This window comes from Actinoplanes octamycinicus (assembly GCF_014205225.1).
GTDB classification, from domain to species: Bacteria; Actinomycetota; Actinomycetes; order Mycobacteriales; family Micromonosporaceae; genus Actinoplanes; species Actinoplanes octamycinicus.
On sequence record NZ_JACHNB010000001.1, the window covers coordinates 6646409 to 6661029 of the forward strand.

A 14621-nucleotide genomic window follows, 5' to 3' on the forward strand; every position below is an offset into this window, starting at 1 on the left:
GGGTGCGCGGGGTTGCCTGCCGCAGGTGGCACGCAACCCCGCGTCCGGGTGCGGGCCGGGCGATCAGCCCGCCGCGTCCACGAGCTGCTTGCGGATGTCGGCCGGGAACCAGTCGTAGCCCTCGAGGTACGGGTCCGGCTCGATGAACTTGTCGGAGGCCCAGGCGATGTCGAACTGGTTCTTGGCGTTGATCTGGCCGATGTGGCCCGGCTTCGAGATGTGGTGGTTGTCGCCGTCGAGGGTGACCTTGCCCTCCGGCGCGTCGAACGTGATGGTGTTCTTCTTCGCCGCGGCGTTCACCTTGTCGACGTCGAAGGAGCCGGCCGCCTCGACGAGGGCCTTGTACAGGTACAGCGAGATGTAGGCGGCCTCCATCGGGTCGGAGGTGACCTTGCTGCTGTTCGGGTAGGCCTTCCAGCTCTCGATGAACTTCGGGTTGGTGGGGGTCTTGAGTGACTGGAAGTAGTTCCAGGACGCGTAGTGGCCGGTCACCTCGTGACCCATCGCCGGCGCCTCCTCCTCGGCGATCGACACCGAGATGATCGGCGTCGTCTTGGCGCTGAGGCCGGCGTCGTAGTAGGCCTTGATGAAGCCGACGTTCGACGAGCCGTTGATGGTGTTGAAGATGAAGTCGGGTTTGGCCGCCACGATCTTGGCGACCTGGCTGGTCCAGTCGTCCTTGTCGAGGGGGACGTACTCCTCCCCGACGATCGTGATGCCGAGCTTGGCCGCGTACAGCTTGATGATCGCGTTCGCGGTGCGCGGGAAGACGTAGTCGCTGCCGGCGAGGAACAGCTTCTTCACCCCCCGGGAGGCGAGGAAGTCCATCGCCGGGATGATCTGCTGGTTGGTGGTCGCGCCGGTGTAGTAGATGTTCGGCGACGACTCGAGGCCCTCGTACTGCACCGGGTAGAAGAAGAGGCCGTTGTGCTGCTCGACGACCGGCTTCACGGCCTTGCGAGAGGACGAGGTCCAGCCGCCGAAGATCGCGGCGACGCAGTCCTGGGTGAGCAGCTTCTCGGTCTTCTCCGCGAAGGTGGGCCAGTCGGTGGCGCCGTCCTCCTGGACGTACTCGATCTTCTTGCCGAGGATGCCGCCGCTGGCGTTGATCTCGTCGGCGCCCATGTGCAGCACGGTGGAGACGGTCTTCTCGGAGATCGCCATGCCGCCGGTCAGGGAGTTGAGGAAGCCGAGTTTGATGGTGCTGCCGGAGGTGTTGACGCAGCTCGGTGCCGCGGATGTCCCGCTGCCGGCCGCTTCGTCGCCGGCTCGGGCACCGCAGCCGGCGAGCATGAGGGCCACGGTCGTCCCGATGGCGCCCATGGCCGTGAGCGTGCGCAGCCGCTTGCTGGTGATGGACATATAGGAGAACTCCGATCCTGGTCGAGGGGCGTGCCGCCGGGGTCGCGGCACAGCGGATCGTGCTGATGTCGAGGTGCGGGGCGATCCGCCGGCGTCCCGGGCTCTCGCCCCGTGCCGCAGGCGGGGCAACTGCAGCAGGTGAGAGCAGATTGACCGGGAGTCATTACTCTGACATTTCTTGACTGTTCCAAAGCTGTAGCGGCCGGATCTGCCCAGGCGCACAGCCCCTGGAAAAGCGCGAATTCTCATGGAGAGTGCGCGTCAGAGTTCTGCCACTATCCGGGGAGGCGTGACGGAGATGGCACAGTCCTGACATCCGAGCCGCGACGAAGGCCCCGATGGTGCGTGGTGCCGAGGGGCCACCCGGGACCGGTGCCGGGTGGAACCGCACTGTGGACAAGCTCACCCGAGGGGAGTCGCGGGGTTGGGGTTCAGTGACCAGTGGCGGACATTGAAGGGCACGGCGATCGCTCTGGACGCGCAGCGGCCAGATCGCCGGGCCCGGCCCGCGCTACTTAAAGAGAATTTGGTGTACGACCGCGGCCCGGCCAGGCTTGGTCGAGGTGATCGGTAGGGTGCTCAGGCCCGCGCTGCCCACTCATATGGCGGGGTGTGGCTCTCTCCCGGCTTGGACCCTGCCGGTCACCGTGGCGCGGAGTGGCTGAAGAGGGGTTTGCCCAGCTGTAAGTAGCGTTGCCCTCCCGCTGGTGTGGTTCTGCCGCGACGACGGGAAGGTCAACGGGTACATGGGTCAGCTGATCATTGGAGTCGATCCGCACAAGCGGTCCGCGACGATCGAGATCATCAACGAGCGTGAACAGGTGCTGGCCCGTGGCAGGTACGGCACCGACACCGGTGGCTACCAGCAGATGCTCGCCGCCGGCCGCCGTCACGCCGGCCGGGTGTGGGCGGTCGAGGGCTGTAACGGCATCGGCCGGCACCTGGCCCAGCGGCTGGTCGCCGACGGCGAAACCGTGCTGGACGTCCCGGCGAAACTCGCCGCGAAAGCCCGCAACTTTGACACCGGGCACGGCCGTAAAACCGACGGTCACGACGCGCACCACATCGCGGTGACCGCCCTGCGCACCCCGGGCCTGCGCCGCGTTCACGCCGACGGCGCCACCGTCGCGCTGCGGCTGCTGGCCGACCGCCGCGACCAGCTCGGCGCCACCCGCACCGAGACCATCAACCGGCTGCACCAGCTACTGCTCGAACTGATCCCCGGCGGCGCGAAGAAGAACCTGACCACCGACCAGGCCCGCACCCTGCTCGAACGCGTCAGCGTCCCGGCCGGCGACATCGTCACCGCCACCCGCTATCAGCTGGCCGGCGACCTGGCCGACGAGCTCACCACCCTGGACACCAAGATCAAAGCAGCCAACCGGCAGCTGAAGACCGTGCTGGCCGCCACCGGCACCCAGCTGACCAGCCTCAACGGCATCGGCCCCTCCGGCGCCGCCCGCCTGCTCGGCGACATCGGCGACATCAGCCGCTTCCCGACCCGCGGGCACTTCGCCACCTGGAACGGCACCGCCCCCATCGACGTGTCCTCCGGCGACAACCATCATCACCGGCTCAACCGGGCCGGGAACCGGCGCATCAACCGGGTCCTGCACATCATGGCCATCACCCAGCTCCGCTTCGACACCCCCGGCCGCGCCTACTACCAGCGCAAACGCGCCGAAGGCAAAACCGCGATGGAAGCCATGCGAGCGTTGAAACGACGCCTGTCCGACACCGTCTACCGCCAAATGATCAAAGACGACCACACGGCACAACAGACAGCGACGGGTCCGGGAGGACACACGGGGGCGACTCTGAACTCCAGCGCGGCCGACCCAAACCCCAAGATCGACACTTCGGAAAAGTCACAACCCGGACCCGCCAACCACCACCCTAAAACACCCCTCACACCAACCCCTTGACAGAGGGGTGCCGGGAGCATGCGATCTGCACCCCGGCGGGCCTGCGAATATGAATATTTCGGTGGTGAAGTCGGTCAGTGGAGGGCTGGCTCCGGTGCGGGGGTGGAGCGGTCGAGGGCGAAGCTGACCGTCGCCAGGATCAGGCCCACCGCGCCGAGGGCGATGCCCACCCAGGCTGGGGCGCGGTAGCCGAGGCCGGCGGCGATGACGGCTCCGCCGAGGGCCGCGCCCAGGCTGTTGGCGATGTTCATGGCGGACTGGTTGACGGCCGCGCCCATCAGCTGGGCGCCGGGGGCGACCGCGATCAGCCGGGCCTGCAGGGCCGGGCCGAGGAAGAGGCTGCTGGCGCCGATCAGGAACGCGCCGGTGAACAGGCCGATCGTGGTGGGCGCGGCGAGGCCGAAGAAGGCGACCGCGGCGATCAGTGCGGTGAAGCCGATCAGGGTGGCGCGGCGCAGGTCGCGGTCGGCATACCAGCCGCCGAGCGCGTTGCCGGCGGTCATGCCGAGCCCGACCGCGACCAGCACCCACGGGACGGTGCCGGCGGACAGGCCGGTGACCTCGGTGGTGACCGGGGCGATGTAGCTGTTGACCGCGAAGAAGCCGGCGAAGCCGATCGCGCCGGTGGCCGCGACCAGCCACACCTGGCCGCGGCGCAGCGACCGCAACTCGGCGGCCGGGGAGCCGCCGGCGGCCGGCGCGTCCGGCACGGTCGCCGCGACCGCGAGCAGGGCGAGCGCGAAGACGCCGGCGATGACCAGGTAGGCGACCCGCCAGCCGGCCTCCTGGCCGAGCCGGGTGATCGCCGGGACGCCGACCACGTTGGAGATGGTCAGGCCGCTGAGCACGGCGGCGAATCCGCGGCCCTCGCTGCCCGGGCCCATCAGCGAGGCGGCGAGCAGGCCGGCCGCCCCGAAATACGCCCCGTGCGGCAGCCCGGCCACGAACCGGGCGGTCAGCACCAGCCCGAAGGTGGGCGCCAGGGCGGACGCGACGGTGCCCGCCACGAAGAGCACGAGCAGGCCGAGGACCAGGCGCTTGCGCGGCATCCGGGCGGTCAGCGCGGCGATCAGCGGGGCGCCCGCGACCACGCCGAGGGCGTAGATCGTGACCATCCAGCCGGCGTGCGCGACCGCGTCGGACGGGGACCGGGTGTACTCGTCGCCGAGCAGGTTGCCGGCGATCTGCGGGAGCAGGCCGGACGGCACGAACTCGGTGAGGCCGATGGCGACCGCGCCGAGGGCCAGCGCGAGCAGCGCCGGCCAGCGTTTCTGGTTCATGCGGCGGACTTTAGCAACGCTGTTTCCTTAGTAGTAGTGTGAGCCCGTGCACCTTGCCTACCTGCGGGACTACCACGAGGCGCTGGTCATCGAGCTGGCCCGGACCCGGCCGGCGATCGAGCGCGGCACGGTCGCCGAGGCCACCGGCCTGACCCCGCAGGCGGTCTCCAAGGTGCTGGCCCGGCTGGTCCAGGAGGGCGTGATCGCGCCGGCCGGGGTGCGCCGGCCGGCGCTCGGCAAACCGGCCGCGGTCTACCGGCTGGTCCCGGAGAGCCGCTGGGCGGTCGGCGCGCACGTCACCCGGCGGGCGCTGCGGCTGGTCCTGGTCGACCTGGCCGGCCAGGTGCACGCCTCGGCCGCGACCCCGCTGCCGGCCGACTTCAGCCCGGCGCAGCTGCTCGCCGAGCTGACCGCCGGGGTGGCGGCGCTCTCCGCCGGGCGCACCCTGACCGGCGTCGGGATCGGGATGATCGGTCCGCTCGACCAGGCGCGCGGTACGGTCCGCGACGCGCACCGGCTGCGGCACTGGCACGACGTGCCGCTCGCCGCGCTGGCCGGGGAGGCGCTCGGGCTGCCGGTGGTGCTGGACAAGGACGTCACGGCCGGGGTGACCGCGGAGGCGTGGCGGCGCGGGGCGTCGTTCCGGGACGCGGCGCTGATCATGGTGGAGAGCGGGCTGGGCGCCGGGTTGTGGCTCGGCGGGGCGGTGCACCGGGGGACGCACACGAACGCCGGGGAGTTCGGGCACACCGTGGTGCAGCTCGACGGGCCGGCCTGCGTGTGCGGGCGGCGTGGCTGCCTGGAGGCGGTGCACGACGCGGCAGCCGATCCGGCGGCGGCCGCGGCGGTGCTCGGCACCGGCGTGGTCAACCTGCTGCAGACCCTGGACCTCGGGCACGTGGTGCTGGCCGGGGCGGACCTGCTGCGGCACGGGGAGATCTACCGGGCGGCGGTCGCCGAGGCGGTGCGCACCCAGGTGCCGCGCGCCGACTGGCTGACCGTCGAGGTGAGCCTGACCGGGCTGGGCACCGACGCGATCGCGGCGGGCGCCGCGATGCAGGTGCTGAACGCCCGGTACGGCCTGCCCGCCCCGTCCGTAGGGTGACCACATGCGACTGGTCAAATTCACCCATGCCTGTGTCCGGATCGAGGACGGGGATCGGCGAGTGCTGATCGACCCGGGCGTCTGGACCGAGCCGGAGGCCTTCGACGGGGTCACCGACATCCTGGTCACCCACGAGCACGACGACCACGTCGACCTGGGACGGATCGCCGAGGTGGCGGCCGCCTGGCAGGTGCGGATCTTCGCTCCGGAGCCGGTCCGCGGGCTCGCCGAGGAGGCGGGGCTGGCCGAGGTGGTGACGGTGGTCGGGGCCGGGCAGGAGTTCCGGGCCGGCGGCTTCGCGGTGACCGCGGTCGGCGGGCGGCACGCGGAGATCTACGACGGGCTGCCCGGCTGCGCCAACCTCGGGTACGTGGTCGACGGCGTCTACCACCCCGGCGACTCGTACTTCGTGCCCGAGAAGAGAGTGTCGACGCTGCTCGTGCCGGCCGCGGCGCCCTGGGGCCGGCACCGCGAGGCGATCGAGATGACCCGGGCGATCGGGCCGGACCGGGCGTTCCCGATCCACGACCGGGCGCTGTCGGAGGATGTCGGGTTCGGCAACTTCGACGCGTGGATGGAGTTCAAGGGCGGCACCGAGTACGCCCGGATCCCGCTGGGCGAGGCGGTCACCCTCTGAGCCGGCTCCCCGGCTCGGCCCGGCTCGGGGAGAGTGAGAATACGAGCCTCTGGAATGTCTCGGTTCTGCTGGTTACCTTCCGGTAACCAGCGGGACCCTCATCGATGGCGGTGAGTGGAAACACGCGCTGAATTGGTGGAGGACGGACATGTCCGTACGGAAAAGGATTGCTGCCGCGCTGTTTGCCGCAACCATTGCCGGGGCTGTTCTCGGGGTGCCGGCGCACGCCGCGGAATCGCGCGGCGTGACCATTCCCGCCTTCTACACGCCGCCGGCGGACCTGCCCGCGGAAAACGGCGCGCTGATTCGCACCGAGCCGCTGCCGCTGGCCTTGTCGCTGCCCGGCGTCGATTCGCCGCTGCCCGGCCGGGCCACCCGGATCATGTACCGGTCCACCGACTCGACCGGGCAGCCGGTCGCGGTGACCGGCGCCTACCTGGAGCCGGCCGCGCCGTGGCTGGGGCTCGGGCCGCGGCCGCTGGTGGTGCTGGCGCCCGGCACGATGGGGCAGGGCGACCAGTGTTCCACCTCGCTGGCCCTGCAGCGTGGCCTGGTCGTCGGCGCGGACGACGGGCAGACCACGATCTCGATCGGCTACGAGGTGCTGGCCGCCTACCGGCTGCTGGCCAAGGGGATCGCGGTCGTGCAGACCGACTATCCGGGGCTGGGCACGACGGATCGGCTGCACACCTACGTCAACCGGGTGGACGAGGGGCACGCGGTGCTGGACGCGGCCCGGGCCGCCCGGGCGCTGCCGGGCACGTCGATCACCGATCGGTCGGCGGTCGGACTCTACGGTTACAGCCAGGGCGGGGGAGCGGTCGCCTCGGCCGCCGAATTGCAATCCGGATATGCGCCCGACGTGCGGTTGAAAGCCACCTATGCGGGCGCGCCGCCGGCGAATCTGACCGAGGTCACCGCCGCTATCGACGGCACCGAATTGGCCGGCGCGCTGGGCTGGTCGGTGAGCGGTTTCCTGCAATCGGAACCGGCACTGCAGGCGATCGCCGACAAATACCTTAACGATTCCGGCCGGGCCGCCCTGCGCGATCTCTCCACCATGTGCGTCGGCGACGCGATCTTCGGGTACGCCGGTAGGCGCAGCACCTCGTGGACCACCACCGGGCAGCCCCTGTCCGACATCATCCGCACCGAACCGGCCCTGCGCGCCTTCATCGACGAGCAGCGGATCGGCGCCCGCAAACCGACCGGCGTCGTCCGGGTCGCCACCGGGGTGCACGACAACCTGGTGCCGCACGGGCAGGCCCGGACGATGGCCGCCGACTGGTGCAAGCTCGGCGGCGCCGTGGTCTACGACCCGGTCAGCCTGCCCGCCACCGGGAGCCCGCTGATCAACCACTTCGGACCCCTGCTGGCCGACCAGGGCCCGGCCGTGGACTGGCTCGCCCACCGGCTGGCCGGCCTGCCCGCCCTCTCCACCTGCGCGCTCCTGCCCCTGCAGCCCTGACCGGAGACGCCACGCCCGGCGGCGGCCGCCGCCGGGCGCGTCATCGTGCCGGGCACGGTTCCCGGCGAGTCGTAGGCTGGAGCGCATGGCGACCTTCGTGCTGATCCATGGCGCCGGCGACGTCGGGTGGTATTGGCACCTGGTCGAGGCGGAGCTGCGGGCCCGTGGCCACGACACCGTCGCGCCCGACCTGCCCTGCGACGACGACACGGCCGGCCTGGCGGAGTATGCGGACGCGGTGGTCGCCGCGGTCGGCGACCGGACCGATCTGATCGTGGTCGGCCAGTCGCTCGGCGCTTTTGTTGCTCCGCTGGTCGCCGACCGGCTCCCGGTCGAGCGGCTGGTGCTGGTGGCGCCGCTGATCCCGCGCCCCGGCGAGCCGCCCGAGGCCTACTGGACCGGCACCGACTACCAGCCGGCCGGCAGCTACGACGACCTGTTCTACCAGGACGTCCCGCCGGAGCTGACGGCCGAGGCCGAGCGGCGCTCCCGCGACCAGTCCACCGCCCGGATGGGTGAGCCGTTCCCGCTGCGCGCCTGGCCGGACGTGCCGACCAGGGTGCTGCTCTGCCGCGACGACCGGCTGCTGCCGCCGGAATTCGTGCGCCGGGTGGCCCGGGAGCGGCTGGGCGTCACCCCGGACGAGATCGACGGCGGGCACACCCCGGCGCTGAGCCGCCCGGGCGAGCTGGCCGCCTATCTGCTCTCATAGGACGGGAAGCCGACCTGTGGCGGGTATCCGCGACAACCGCGACACCCCGACCGCCGCTGGTTCCGGTCAGAGCGATTTCCGGTACGGCCACCGCACCCACCAATGTGCCGGAACGCGCAGGTCACGGCCGCTCGGCGGCAGCTCGGACGATCGGATGACGGCGATAGGGTGAATCCGGCCGGTAAGACGGTCCGGCGCTGACCCAATTCACGATTACCGAGCCCTCACCGGTCCGTCAGGCTGTGATCGCGGCCCTGAGGAGGTGATCGTCCTGCTTACCGTCCAGCCCGGAGACCACATCAGCGCGACCTTCAGGTGCCCGGCCGAGTTCGCCCGGCGCACGGCCGACTTCGCGGGGCAGGCGCTCACCGCGTACGCGAAGGTCCTGGTCTTCCCGCGCCCGGCGGACCGTGACGAGCTCGGCGCCGTCCAGCGCTATCTCGCCGGGCGCAGCCCGGCCCTGCGCGCCGCGACCGGGAGCGGCCGGCTGCAGGTCCTGGACAGCCGGCAGGTGCAGCTGGCGCCGGGCAAGCTCGATCCCGGTCATCTGCACGCCGCCTACGCCGCGGCGACCGAGGAGGCGGTCGCGTCCGGCTACTCCGGACTGTGGATGAGCGTCGACATGAGCTGGGCGGCCGACGCCGAGCCGGCGGCCCTGGTGGAGTGCGAGGCGGCGGCGTTCCCGCTGTTCACCAGCCGCGAGCTGACCGTCCTCTGCCACTACGACCTCGGCGTCTTCGGGCCGGACCGGGTGACCGCGGCCTGCCGCGCCCACCCGGCCGGGCTGGACAGCCGCTGGCCGCTGCGCCACCAGCGCCTGCCGGACAACCGGACGCTGCGGCTGACCGGCGAGACCGACCTGGCCAACGCGACCGCCTTCGCCGCCCTGATCCGCGGCCTGCGTCCCGGCGACATCCTGGACGTGTCCGGGATGACCTTCCTCGACGTCCGTGCGCTGACCTCGGTCGCGCGCGCCGTCGCCGACCTCGGTGACCTGACCGTGCACGCCACCCGGAGTCAGCGCGATCTGCTCGACCTGGTGCGCGCCGCCGGCGCCGTCCGGCCGCCGCGCCGCTAGCCGGACGGATCCGCCGGGTAGGTTCGGCGGCATGATCGTCGCCCGTTCGCTGCTGCTGTTCCTGCTGGCGGCGCTCGCCGAGATCGGCGGCGCCTGGCTGATCTGGCAGGGCTGGCGGGAGCAGCGCGGCCTGTGGTGGATCGCCGCCGGGGTGATCGCGCTGGGCGCCTACGGGTTCGTCGCGACCCTGCAGCCGGACGCGAACTTCGGCCGGATCCTGGCCGCCTACGGTGGCGTCTTCGTGGCCGGCTCGCTCGCCTGGGGCGTGGTCGTCGACCGGTTCCGGCCGGACCGCTGGGACCTGATCGGCGCGGCCGTCTGCCTGATCGGCGTCGCCGTGATCATGTACGCCCCGCGTACCGGCCGGTGAACCGCTATTGCATCAAATCGGTTTGATGTAATCTGCGGGGGTGAGTGCGCCACCGGCCTTCCTGACCGCCGCCGGGCATCCGGTGCGCTGGCGGCTGCTCAGCGAGCTGGCCCGCACCGACCTGGCCGTGCGGGAGCTGACCGCGCTGCTCGGCCAGCCGCAGAACCTGATCTCCTACCACCTCGGCAAGCTGCGCCGCAGCGAGCTGGTCACCGCCCGGCGCAGCAGCGCCGACGGCCGCGACACGTATTACTCGCTCGACCTCACCCGGTGCGCCGCCCTGCTCACCGGGGCCGGCGCGGCGCTGCACCCGGCCCTGCGCCTGCGCCCACCCACCGGCACCTGCCCGGCCGGAGCGCGGGTGCTCTTCCTGTGCACCGGCAACAGCGCCCGGTCGCCGATGGCCGAGGCGCTGCTGCGGGCGCGGACCGCCGGCCGGGTCGAGGCGCACAGCGCCGGCAGCCACCCCAAGCCGCTCCATCCGCACGCGGTGACCGTCCTGGCCCGCCGCGGCATCGACCTGGCCGGGGCCCGGCCCAGGCACCTCGACGAGTTCGCCGGGCAACGGTTCGACCACGTGGTCACGCTGTGCGACCGGGTCAAGGAGGTCTGCCCGGAGTTCCCCGGCCACCGCCGCCCGACCCACTGGAGCCTGCCGGAGCCGGCCGACCTGGCCACCTTCGACGAGGTCGCCGACCGGCTCGACGAGCGGATCGGGCACCTGTCCCAGCTCATCGGATCCGTCAAGGAGGCGTGATGACCGACAGCACCGTGCACGTCCGCTACCTGGTCGACGACGTGCAGTCCGCGATCGACTTCTACACCACCCACCTGGGGTTCACCCCGGACCGGGTGTTCCTGCCCGCCTTCGCCGACGTCCGCCGGGGCAACCTGCGGCTGCTGCTGTCCGGCCCGGACAGTTCGGCCGGCCGCCCGATGCCCGACGGCCGCCGCCCGCAGCCCGGCGGGTGGAACCGGATCCACCTGCTGGTCGACGACATCGACGCCGAGGTGGCCCGGCTGCGGGCCGGCGGTGTCCCGTTCCGCAGCGACGTGGTCACCGGCCCGGGCGGCCGCCAGATCGTCCTGGACGACCCGGCCGGCAACCCGGTCGAGCTGTTCCAGCCGGCCGGCACCTGACCGCCCTGCTCGTTCCGTCCCGAGGAGAACTGAGTGCCCGCCACCCAGGCACGCGCCGACCTCGCCACCGTCCTGCTCCAGTGGGGCCGGATCGGTTGTGTCGGGTTCGGCGGTCCGCCCGCGCACATCGCGCTGCTCCGCAAGCTCTGCGTCGACGAGCGCGAGTGGCTGGACGCGCGGGAGTTCGAGGACGCCATCGCCGCCTGCAACCTGCTGCCCGGCCCGGCCTCCACCCAGCTGGCGATCTTCTGCGCCTGGCGGGTCCGCGGCCGGGCCGGCGCCCTGGTCGGCGGGGCCGCGTTCATCCTGCCCGGCCTGATCGCCATCCTGGCCCTGGCCGCGCTCTTCCTCGGCGACCCGCCGGCCTGGGTCAGGGCGGCCGGCGCCGGGGCGGGCGCGGCGGTCGCCGCGGTGGCCCTGCAGGCCGGCACCAGCCTGATCCCGGCCGGCTGGCAGCGGGCGCCGCAGCAGAGCAGCCGCGCCCGCTGGGTCGGCTACCTGCTGCTCGGCGCGGCCGGCGCGGCGACTCTCGGCCCGTGGCTGGTCCTGCTGCTGATCGGCTGCGGCCTGGTCGAACTGGTCGCCCAGCGGCTGCCCGCCCCCGGCCGCCCGAGGGTGTCGCTGCCCGGGCTGGCCGCGGCCGGTCTCGGCGGCGGTGTCCTGGCCCCGCTGGTGTGGACGGCCCTCAAGGTCGGCGCGCTCTCCTACGGCGGCGGCTTCGTGATCATCCCGTTGATGCAGGCCGACGCGGTGGACCGGCACCACTGGATGTCCGCCGCCGAGTTCCTGAACGCGGTGGCGCTCGGCCAGATCACCCCGGGCCCGGTGGTCCACACGGTCGCCGTGGTCGGTTACGCCGCGGCCGGTGTCGCCGGTGGCCTGCTCGCGGCGCTCGTCGCGTTCAGCCCGTCATTCGCGTTCATCCTGCTCGGCGCGGACCGCTTCGACCGCCTCCGCGCCAACCGCCACGTCCGCGCCTTCCTCGACGGCACCGCCCCGGCCGCGATCGGCGCCATCCTGGGCTCCGCCGTCCCGCTGACCCTGGCGCTCGCCGAGCCGTGGCAGTTCGCCGTCCTGGCCGGCGCGATCCTGCTCACCTTGGCCGCCCGCCGCGGGCCGGTCCTGACCCTGTCGTCGGCGGCCGCCGCGGGCGTCCTCATCGTCCTGGCCGGCGGCGCCCTCCCGCACTGAGCCGTTCCGCTGCTCGTCGGTCCCGCCGCGCGTCCGTCCCGCCGGTCGCCATTCGCCGCTGGTCCGTCCCGCCGGTCGTCCGTCCCGCCGCTCACACCTCCGCCGCTCACCCGGTCCGCCGGTCGTCCGTCCCGCCGCTCACGCCTCCGCCGCTCACCCGGTCCGCCCGCCAGGCCAGCCCACCTCGCTGTCCGCCTTTCGGGAGCGGTTTACACCGCTCTTTCGGTACGCCCGGAGCCCGCCACCTGCGTCGCGTCGAGTCGTCGCACCTGCTGGCCGGAGGTGCCGCACCTGCCGGTCGGAGGTGCCGCACCTGCGGGTCGGAGATGCCGCACCTGCCGGCCCGAGGCGCCGCCCCCGCACCTCGGTGGCTTCGGTAACCAGCGTGCCCTCCTGCAGACCGCCGCCCGCCGGCCGGAACGCTCTCGGCGAGCGGCGAGCGGTGAGCGGCGAGCGGCGAGCGGCGAGCGGCGAGCGGCGAGCGGCGAGTGACGAAGGGCCAGTGGGAGGGGCGAGTGGGAGCGGCGAGCGGCGAGCGGCAAGCGGCTGCGGGCGTGCTGCTCAGGGGCCGTCGGGCCTAGGCGGGCTCGGTGAGCAGTCCGCGTAGGACGCTGGTGATGGTGACCTCGAAGAGGTCGCGGGGTTCGGCCGGGCCGGGCGGGGCCGTCATGGCGGCGATCAGGTTCGGGAATGCGGTCATGTCGATGCCGTCGAAGCCCGGGGGTGGACCGGCGGCCTCGCTGCGGGCGAACAGTGACACCACGCCGATCATCATGGCGATCGCCTCGAACTTGGCGGCCGTGCCGGCCGGGACCGGTCGCAGCACCCCCAGGCAGTGGTCGAACCAGGCCAGGCTCTGCGGCCCGAAGGCGGTCGGCCGGGGGAGGACCTCCACCAGCCACGGATGCTTGCGATGGAGGTCGAGCTGCCCCCGGGCGATCCGCAGCATCGCGGCGAGCCAGTCCCCGTCGGACTCCGGGTAGGGGCGCAGCTCCTCCGCCACCCGGTCCGCCATCAGATCGAGCAGGTCGTCGCGGGAGGACAGGTAGCGGTAGAGCGACCCGGCGCCGGTGTCGAGCGCGGTGGCGACCGCGCGCATCGACACCGCGCCGATCCCGTCCGCGTCCGCGAGGGCGATCGCCGCGGTCACGATCTCGTCCCGGGAGTGCGTCGGCGCCGGGCCGCGCTGGCCCCGAGCCGGGCGGGACCAAACCGTCTGCCGGGCTGGTTCAGCGGGTGTTGTCACGGCTACACTCTAAACTGCAAACGCCGTTCGCAGTTTCACCGAGGGAGGCGACATGGAAGACAACTGGACCGTGCAGCGGGTGCCGGCGGCCGACGGCGCCGAGATCGTGCTCCACTCGATCGGCGCCGGGCCGGGCATCATCCTGGTGCACGGCGGCGGGGTCACCATCGAGGTGTATCGGCGCACCGCCCGCCGCCTGGCCGACCGGTTCACCGTCCACCTCTACAACCGCCGTGGCCGGGCCGACGCCGCCGCCCGTGCCGAGCCGTACGACGGCGAGCAGGACATCGACGACCTCGCGGCGCTGCTGGCCCACACCGGCGCCCGGAACGTGATCGGGCACAGCGGCGGTGGCTTCATCGCCCTGCGCGCCGCCGCGCGCCGGCTGCCGATCGGGCGGCTCGCGCTCTACGACGGGGCGGTCCAGGTCGACGGTCTGGTCTGGCTCGATTGGCTGCCCGGCGCGCGGGCGGCGGCGGACGCCGGTGAGATCGCCCGCGCCCTGGCCATCACTGGCGCCGGCGTGCACCCCGAGTCGGCGGCGTCCCGCCTGCCCCTGTTCCTGCGGGTGGCCATCTGCCGGCTGTTCCTGCGCACGTCGATCGGCAGGACCATGGGCGAGCTGCTCCCGACCACGCTCGACGAGTCCACGCTGATCCACCGCCACGGCGGCCCGGCGGAGCGGTGGTCCGGCGTCGAGGCCGAGGTGCTGCTGGCCTGCGGCGCCGGCGGCCCGCCCTATTTCCAGGAGACCAACGAGGCGCTGGCCGCGGTCATGCCGCACGCCCGCACCCTGGTGGTGCCGAGGGTCGGGCACGACGCCCTCAACCGCGCGCCGAAGCACTTGATCGACGCCCTCGCCGACTTCTTCACCGCCCCGGTCGTCTCGAAGCCGGCCGGCGCCTGACTTCGCCGGGGTGAGCAGGTCACCTGCTCCGAGACCGCACGGTCCGGACCGCCGCGTCGCTACGGGGAGGCATGGACCGGACGGTCCCGAACCGCGGCCGGGGGCCGACCGTTCTGACGGGGGCTGTCGGACTCACGGTCGTGGGGAGGCGAGGTCCGGAGCGGGGCGGCGTTGGTCGTACCCCAGTGTGGTGTTGATCT

At 72.6% G+C, this 14621-nt stretch carries 14 protein-coding genes; 11 read left to right on the plus strand and 3 right to left on the minus strand.

Going from position 1 to position 14621, the window contains the following annotated elements; translation table 11 throughout:
- Positions 1–63: 63 nt before the first annotated feature.
- Positions 64–1362 carry an urea ABC transporter substrate-binding protein gene (urtA, locus tag BJY16_RS29590; RefSeq protein WP_185042824.1) on the minus strand — a complete coding sequence of 433 codons (1299 nt, stop codon included), beginning with the start codon at positions 1360–1362 and terminating at the stop codon, positions 64–66.
- Positions 1363–2069: 707 nt separating this feature from the next.
- Between urtA and BJY16_RS29595 the strand changes: the two genes are divergently transcribed.
- Positions 2070–3287 carry an IS110 family RNA-guided transposase gene (locus tag BJY16_RS29595; RefSeq protein ID WP_311775284.1) on the plus strand — a complete coding sequence of 406 codons (1218 nt, stop codon included), beginning with the start codon at positions 2070–2072 and terminating at the stop codon, positions 3285–3287.
- A 74-nt stretch (positions 3288–3361) separates the two neighbouring features.
- Here BJY16_RS29595 and BJY16_RS29600 read toward each other — a convergent pair whose 3' ends face one another.
- Complete coding sequence (locus tag BJY16_RS29600) at positions 3362–4567, minus strand: MFS transporter (RefSeq protein ID WP_185042825.1); 1206 nt, start codon at positions 4565–4567, stop codon at positions 3362–3364.
- Positions 4568–4613: 46 nt separating this feature from the next.
- Between BJY16_RS29600 and BJY16_RS29605 the strand changes: the two genes are divergently transcribed.
- From BJY16_RS29605 to chrA, 9 genes are all read left to right on the plus strand, one after another.
- Positions 4614–5672, plus strand: a complete 1059-nt coding sequence (locus BJY16_RS29605) for an ROK family transcriptional regulator (RefSeq protein ID WP_185042826.1) — start codon at positions 4614–4616, stop codon at positions 5670–5672.
- A gap of 4 nt (positions 5673–5676) precedes the next feature.
- Complete coding sequence (locus BJY16_RS29610; protein WP_185042827.1) at positions 5677–6309, plus strand: MBL fold metallo-hydrolase; 633 nt, start codon at positions 5677–5679, stop codon at positions 6307–6309.
- Between the two features lie 244 nt (positions 6310–6553).
- A complete protein-coding gene (locus tag BJY16_RS29615; protein ID WP_239177722.1) occupies positions 6554–7777 on the plus strand; it encodes a lipase family protein in 1224 nt (407 codons plus the stop codon).
- An 85-nt stretch (positions 7778–7862) separates the two neighbouring features.
- Positions 7863–8489: an alpha/beta fold hydrolase gene (locus tag BJY16_RS29620; protein WP_185042829.1), complete on the plus strand. Its 627-nt coding sequence runs from the start codon at positions 7863–7865 to the stop codon at positions 8487–8489.
- Between the two features lie 262 nt (positions 8490–8751).
- Positions 8752–9567: an MEDS and STAS domain-containing protein gene (locus BJY16_RS29625; protein WP_185042830.1), complete on the plus strand. Its 816-nt coding sequence runs from the start codon at positions 8752–8754 to the stop codon at positions 9565–9567.
- A gap of 31 nt (positions 9568–9598) precedes the next feature.
- Entirely contained in the window at positions 9599–9937 is a 339-nt protein-coding gene (locus BJY16_RS29630) for a YnfA family protein (protein WP_185042831.1), read from the plus strand.
- Positions 9938–9977: 40 nt separating this feature from the next.
- On the plus strand, positions 9978–10694 hold the full coding sequence (locus tag BJY16_RS48655; protein WP_185042832.1) for an arsenate reductase/protein-tyrosine-phosphatase family protein: 717 nt from the start codon (positions 9978–9980) through the stop codon (positions 10692–10694).
- On the plus strand, positions 10694–11077 hold the full coding sequence (locus tag BJY16_RS29640) for a VOC family protein (protein ID WP_185042833.1): 384 nt from the start codon (positions 10694–10696) through the stop codon (positions 11075–11077). Before BJY16_RS48655 ends, BJY16_RS29640 begins: the two co-directional genes overlap by 1 nt.
- A gap of 33 nt (positions 11078–11110) precedes the next feature.
- Positions 11111–12268: a chromate efflux transporter gene (gene chrA, locus BJY16_RS29645; RefSeq protein WP_185042834.1), complete on the plus strand. Its 1158-nt coding sequence runs from the start codon at positions 11111–11113 to the stop codon at positions 12266–12268.
- Between the two features lie 577 nt (positions 12269–12845).
- On the opposite strand, the gene BJY16_RS29650 is transcribed toward chrA, so the two are convergent.
- On the minus strand, positions 12846–13514 hold the full coding sequence (locus BJY16_RS29650; protein ID WP_185042835.1) for a TetR/AcrR family transcriptional regulator: 669 nt from the start codon (positions 13512–13514) through the stop codon (positions 12846–12848).
- Positions 13515–13566: 52 nt separating this feature from the next.
- On the opposite strand from BJY16_RS29650, the gene BJY16_RS29655 reads away from it, so the two are divergent.
- Positions 13567–14421 (plus strand): alpha/beta fold hydrolase, encoded by an 855-nt coding sequence (locus BJY16_RS29655; RefSeq protein ID WP_185042836.1) that lies wholly within the window; start codon positions 13567–13569, stop codon positions 14419–14421.
- Positions 14422–14621 lie beyond the last annotated feature (200 nt).

What these genes read in the sequence shown, in the direction of transcription:
- urtA (WP_185042824.1), bottom strand. Translation starts at nt 1,362, where the DNA reads ATGTCCATCACCAGCAAGCGGCTGCGCACGCTCACGGCCATGGGCGCC.
- BJY16_RS29620 (WP_185042829.1), top strand. Translation starts at nt 7,863, where the DNA reads ATGGCGACCTTCGTGCTGATCCATGGCGCCGGCGACGTCGGGTGGTAT.
- BJY16_RS29655 (WP_185042836.1), top strand. Translation starts at nt 13,567, where the DNA reads ATGGAAGACAACTGGACCGTGCAGCGGGTGCCGGCGGCCGACGGCGCC.
- BJY16_RS29600 (WP_185042825.1), bottom strand. Translation starts at nt 4,567, where the DNA reads ATGAACCAGAAACGCTGGCCGGCGCTGCTCGCGCTGGCCCTCGGCGCG.
- BJY16_RS29630 (WP_185042831.1), top strand. Translation starts at nt 9,599, where the DNA reads ATGATCGTCGCCCGTTCGCTGCTGCTGTTCCTGCTGGCGGCGCTCGCC.
- BJY16_RS29640 (WP_185042833.1), top strand. Translation starts at nt 10,694, where the DNA reads ATGACCGACAGCACCGTGCACGTCCGCTACCTGGTCGACGACGTGCAG.
- BJY16_RS29610 (WP_185042827.1), top strand. Translation starts at nt 5,677, where the DNA reads ATGCGACTGGTCAAATTCACCCATGCCTGTGTCCGGATCGAGGACGGG.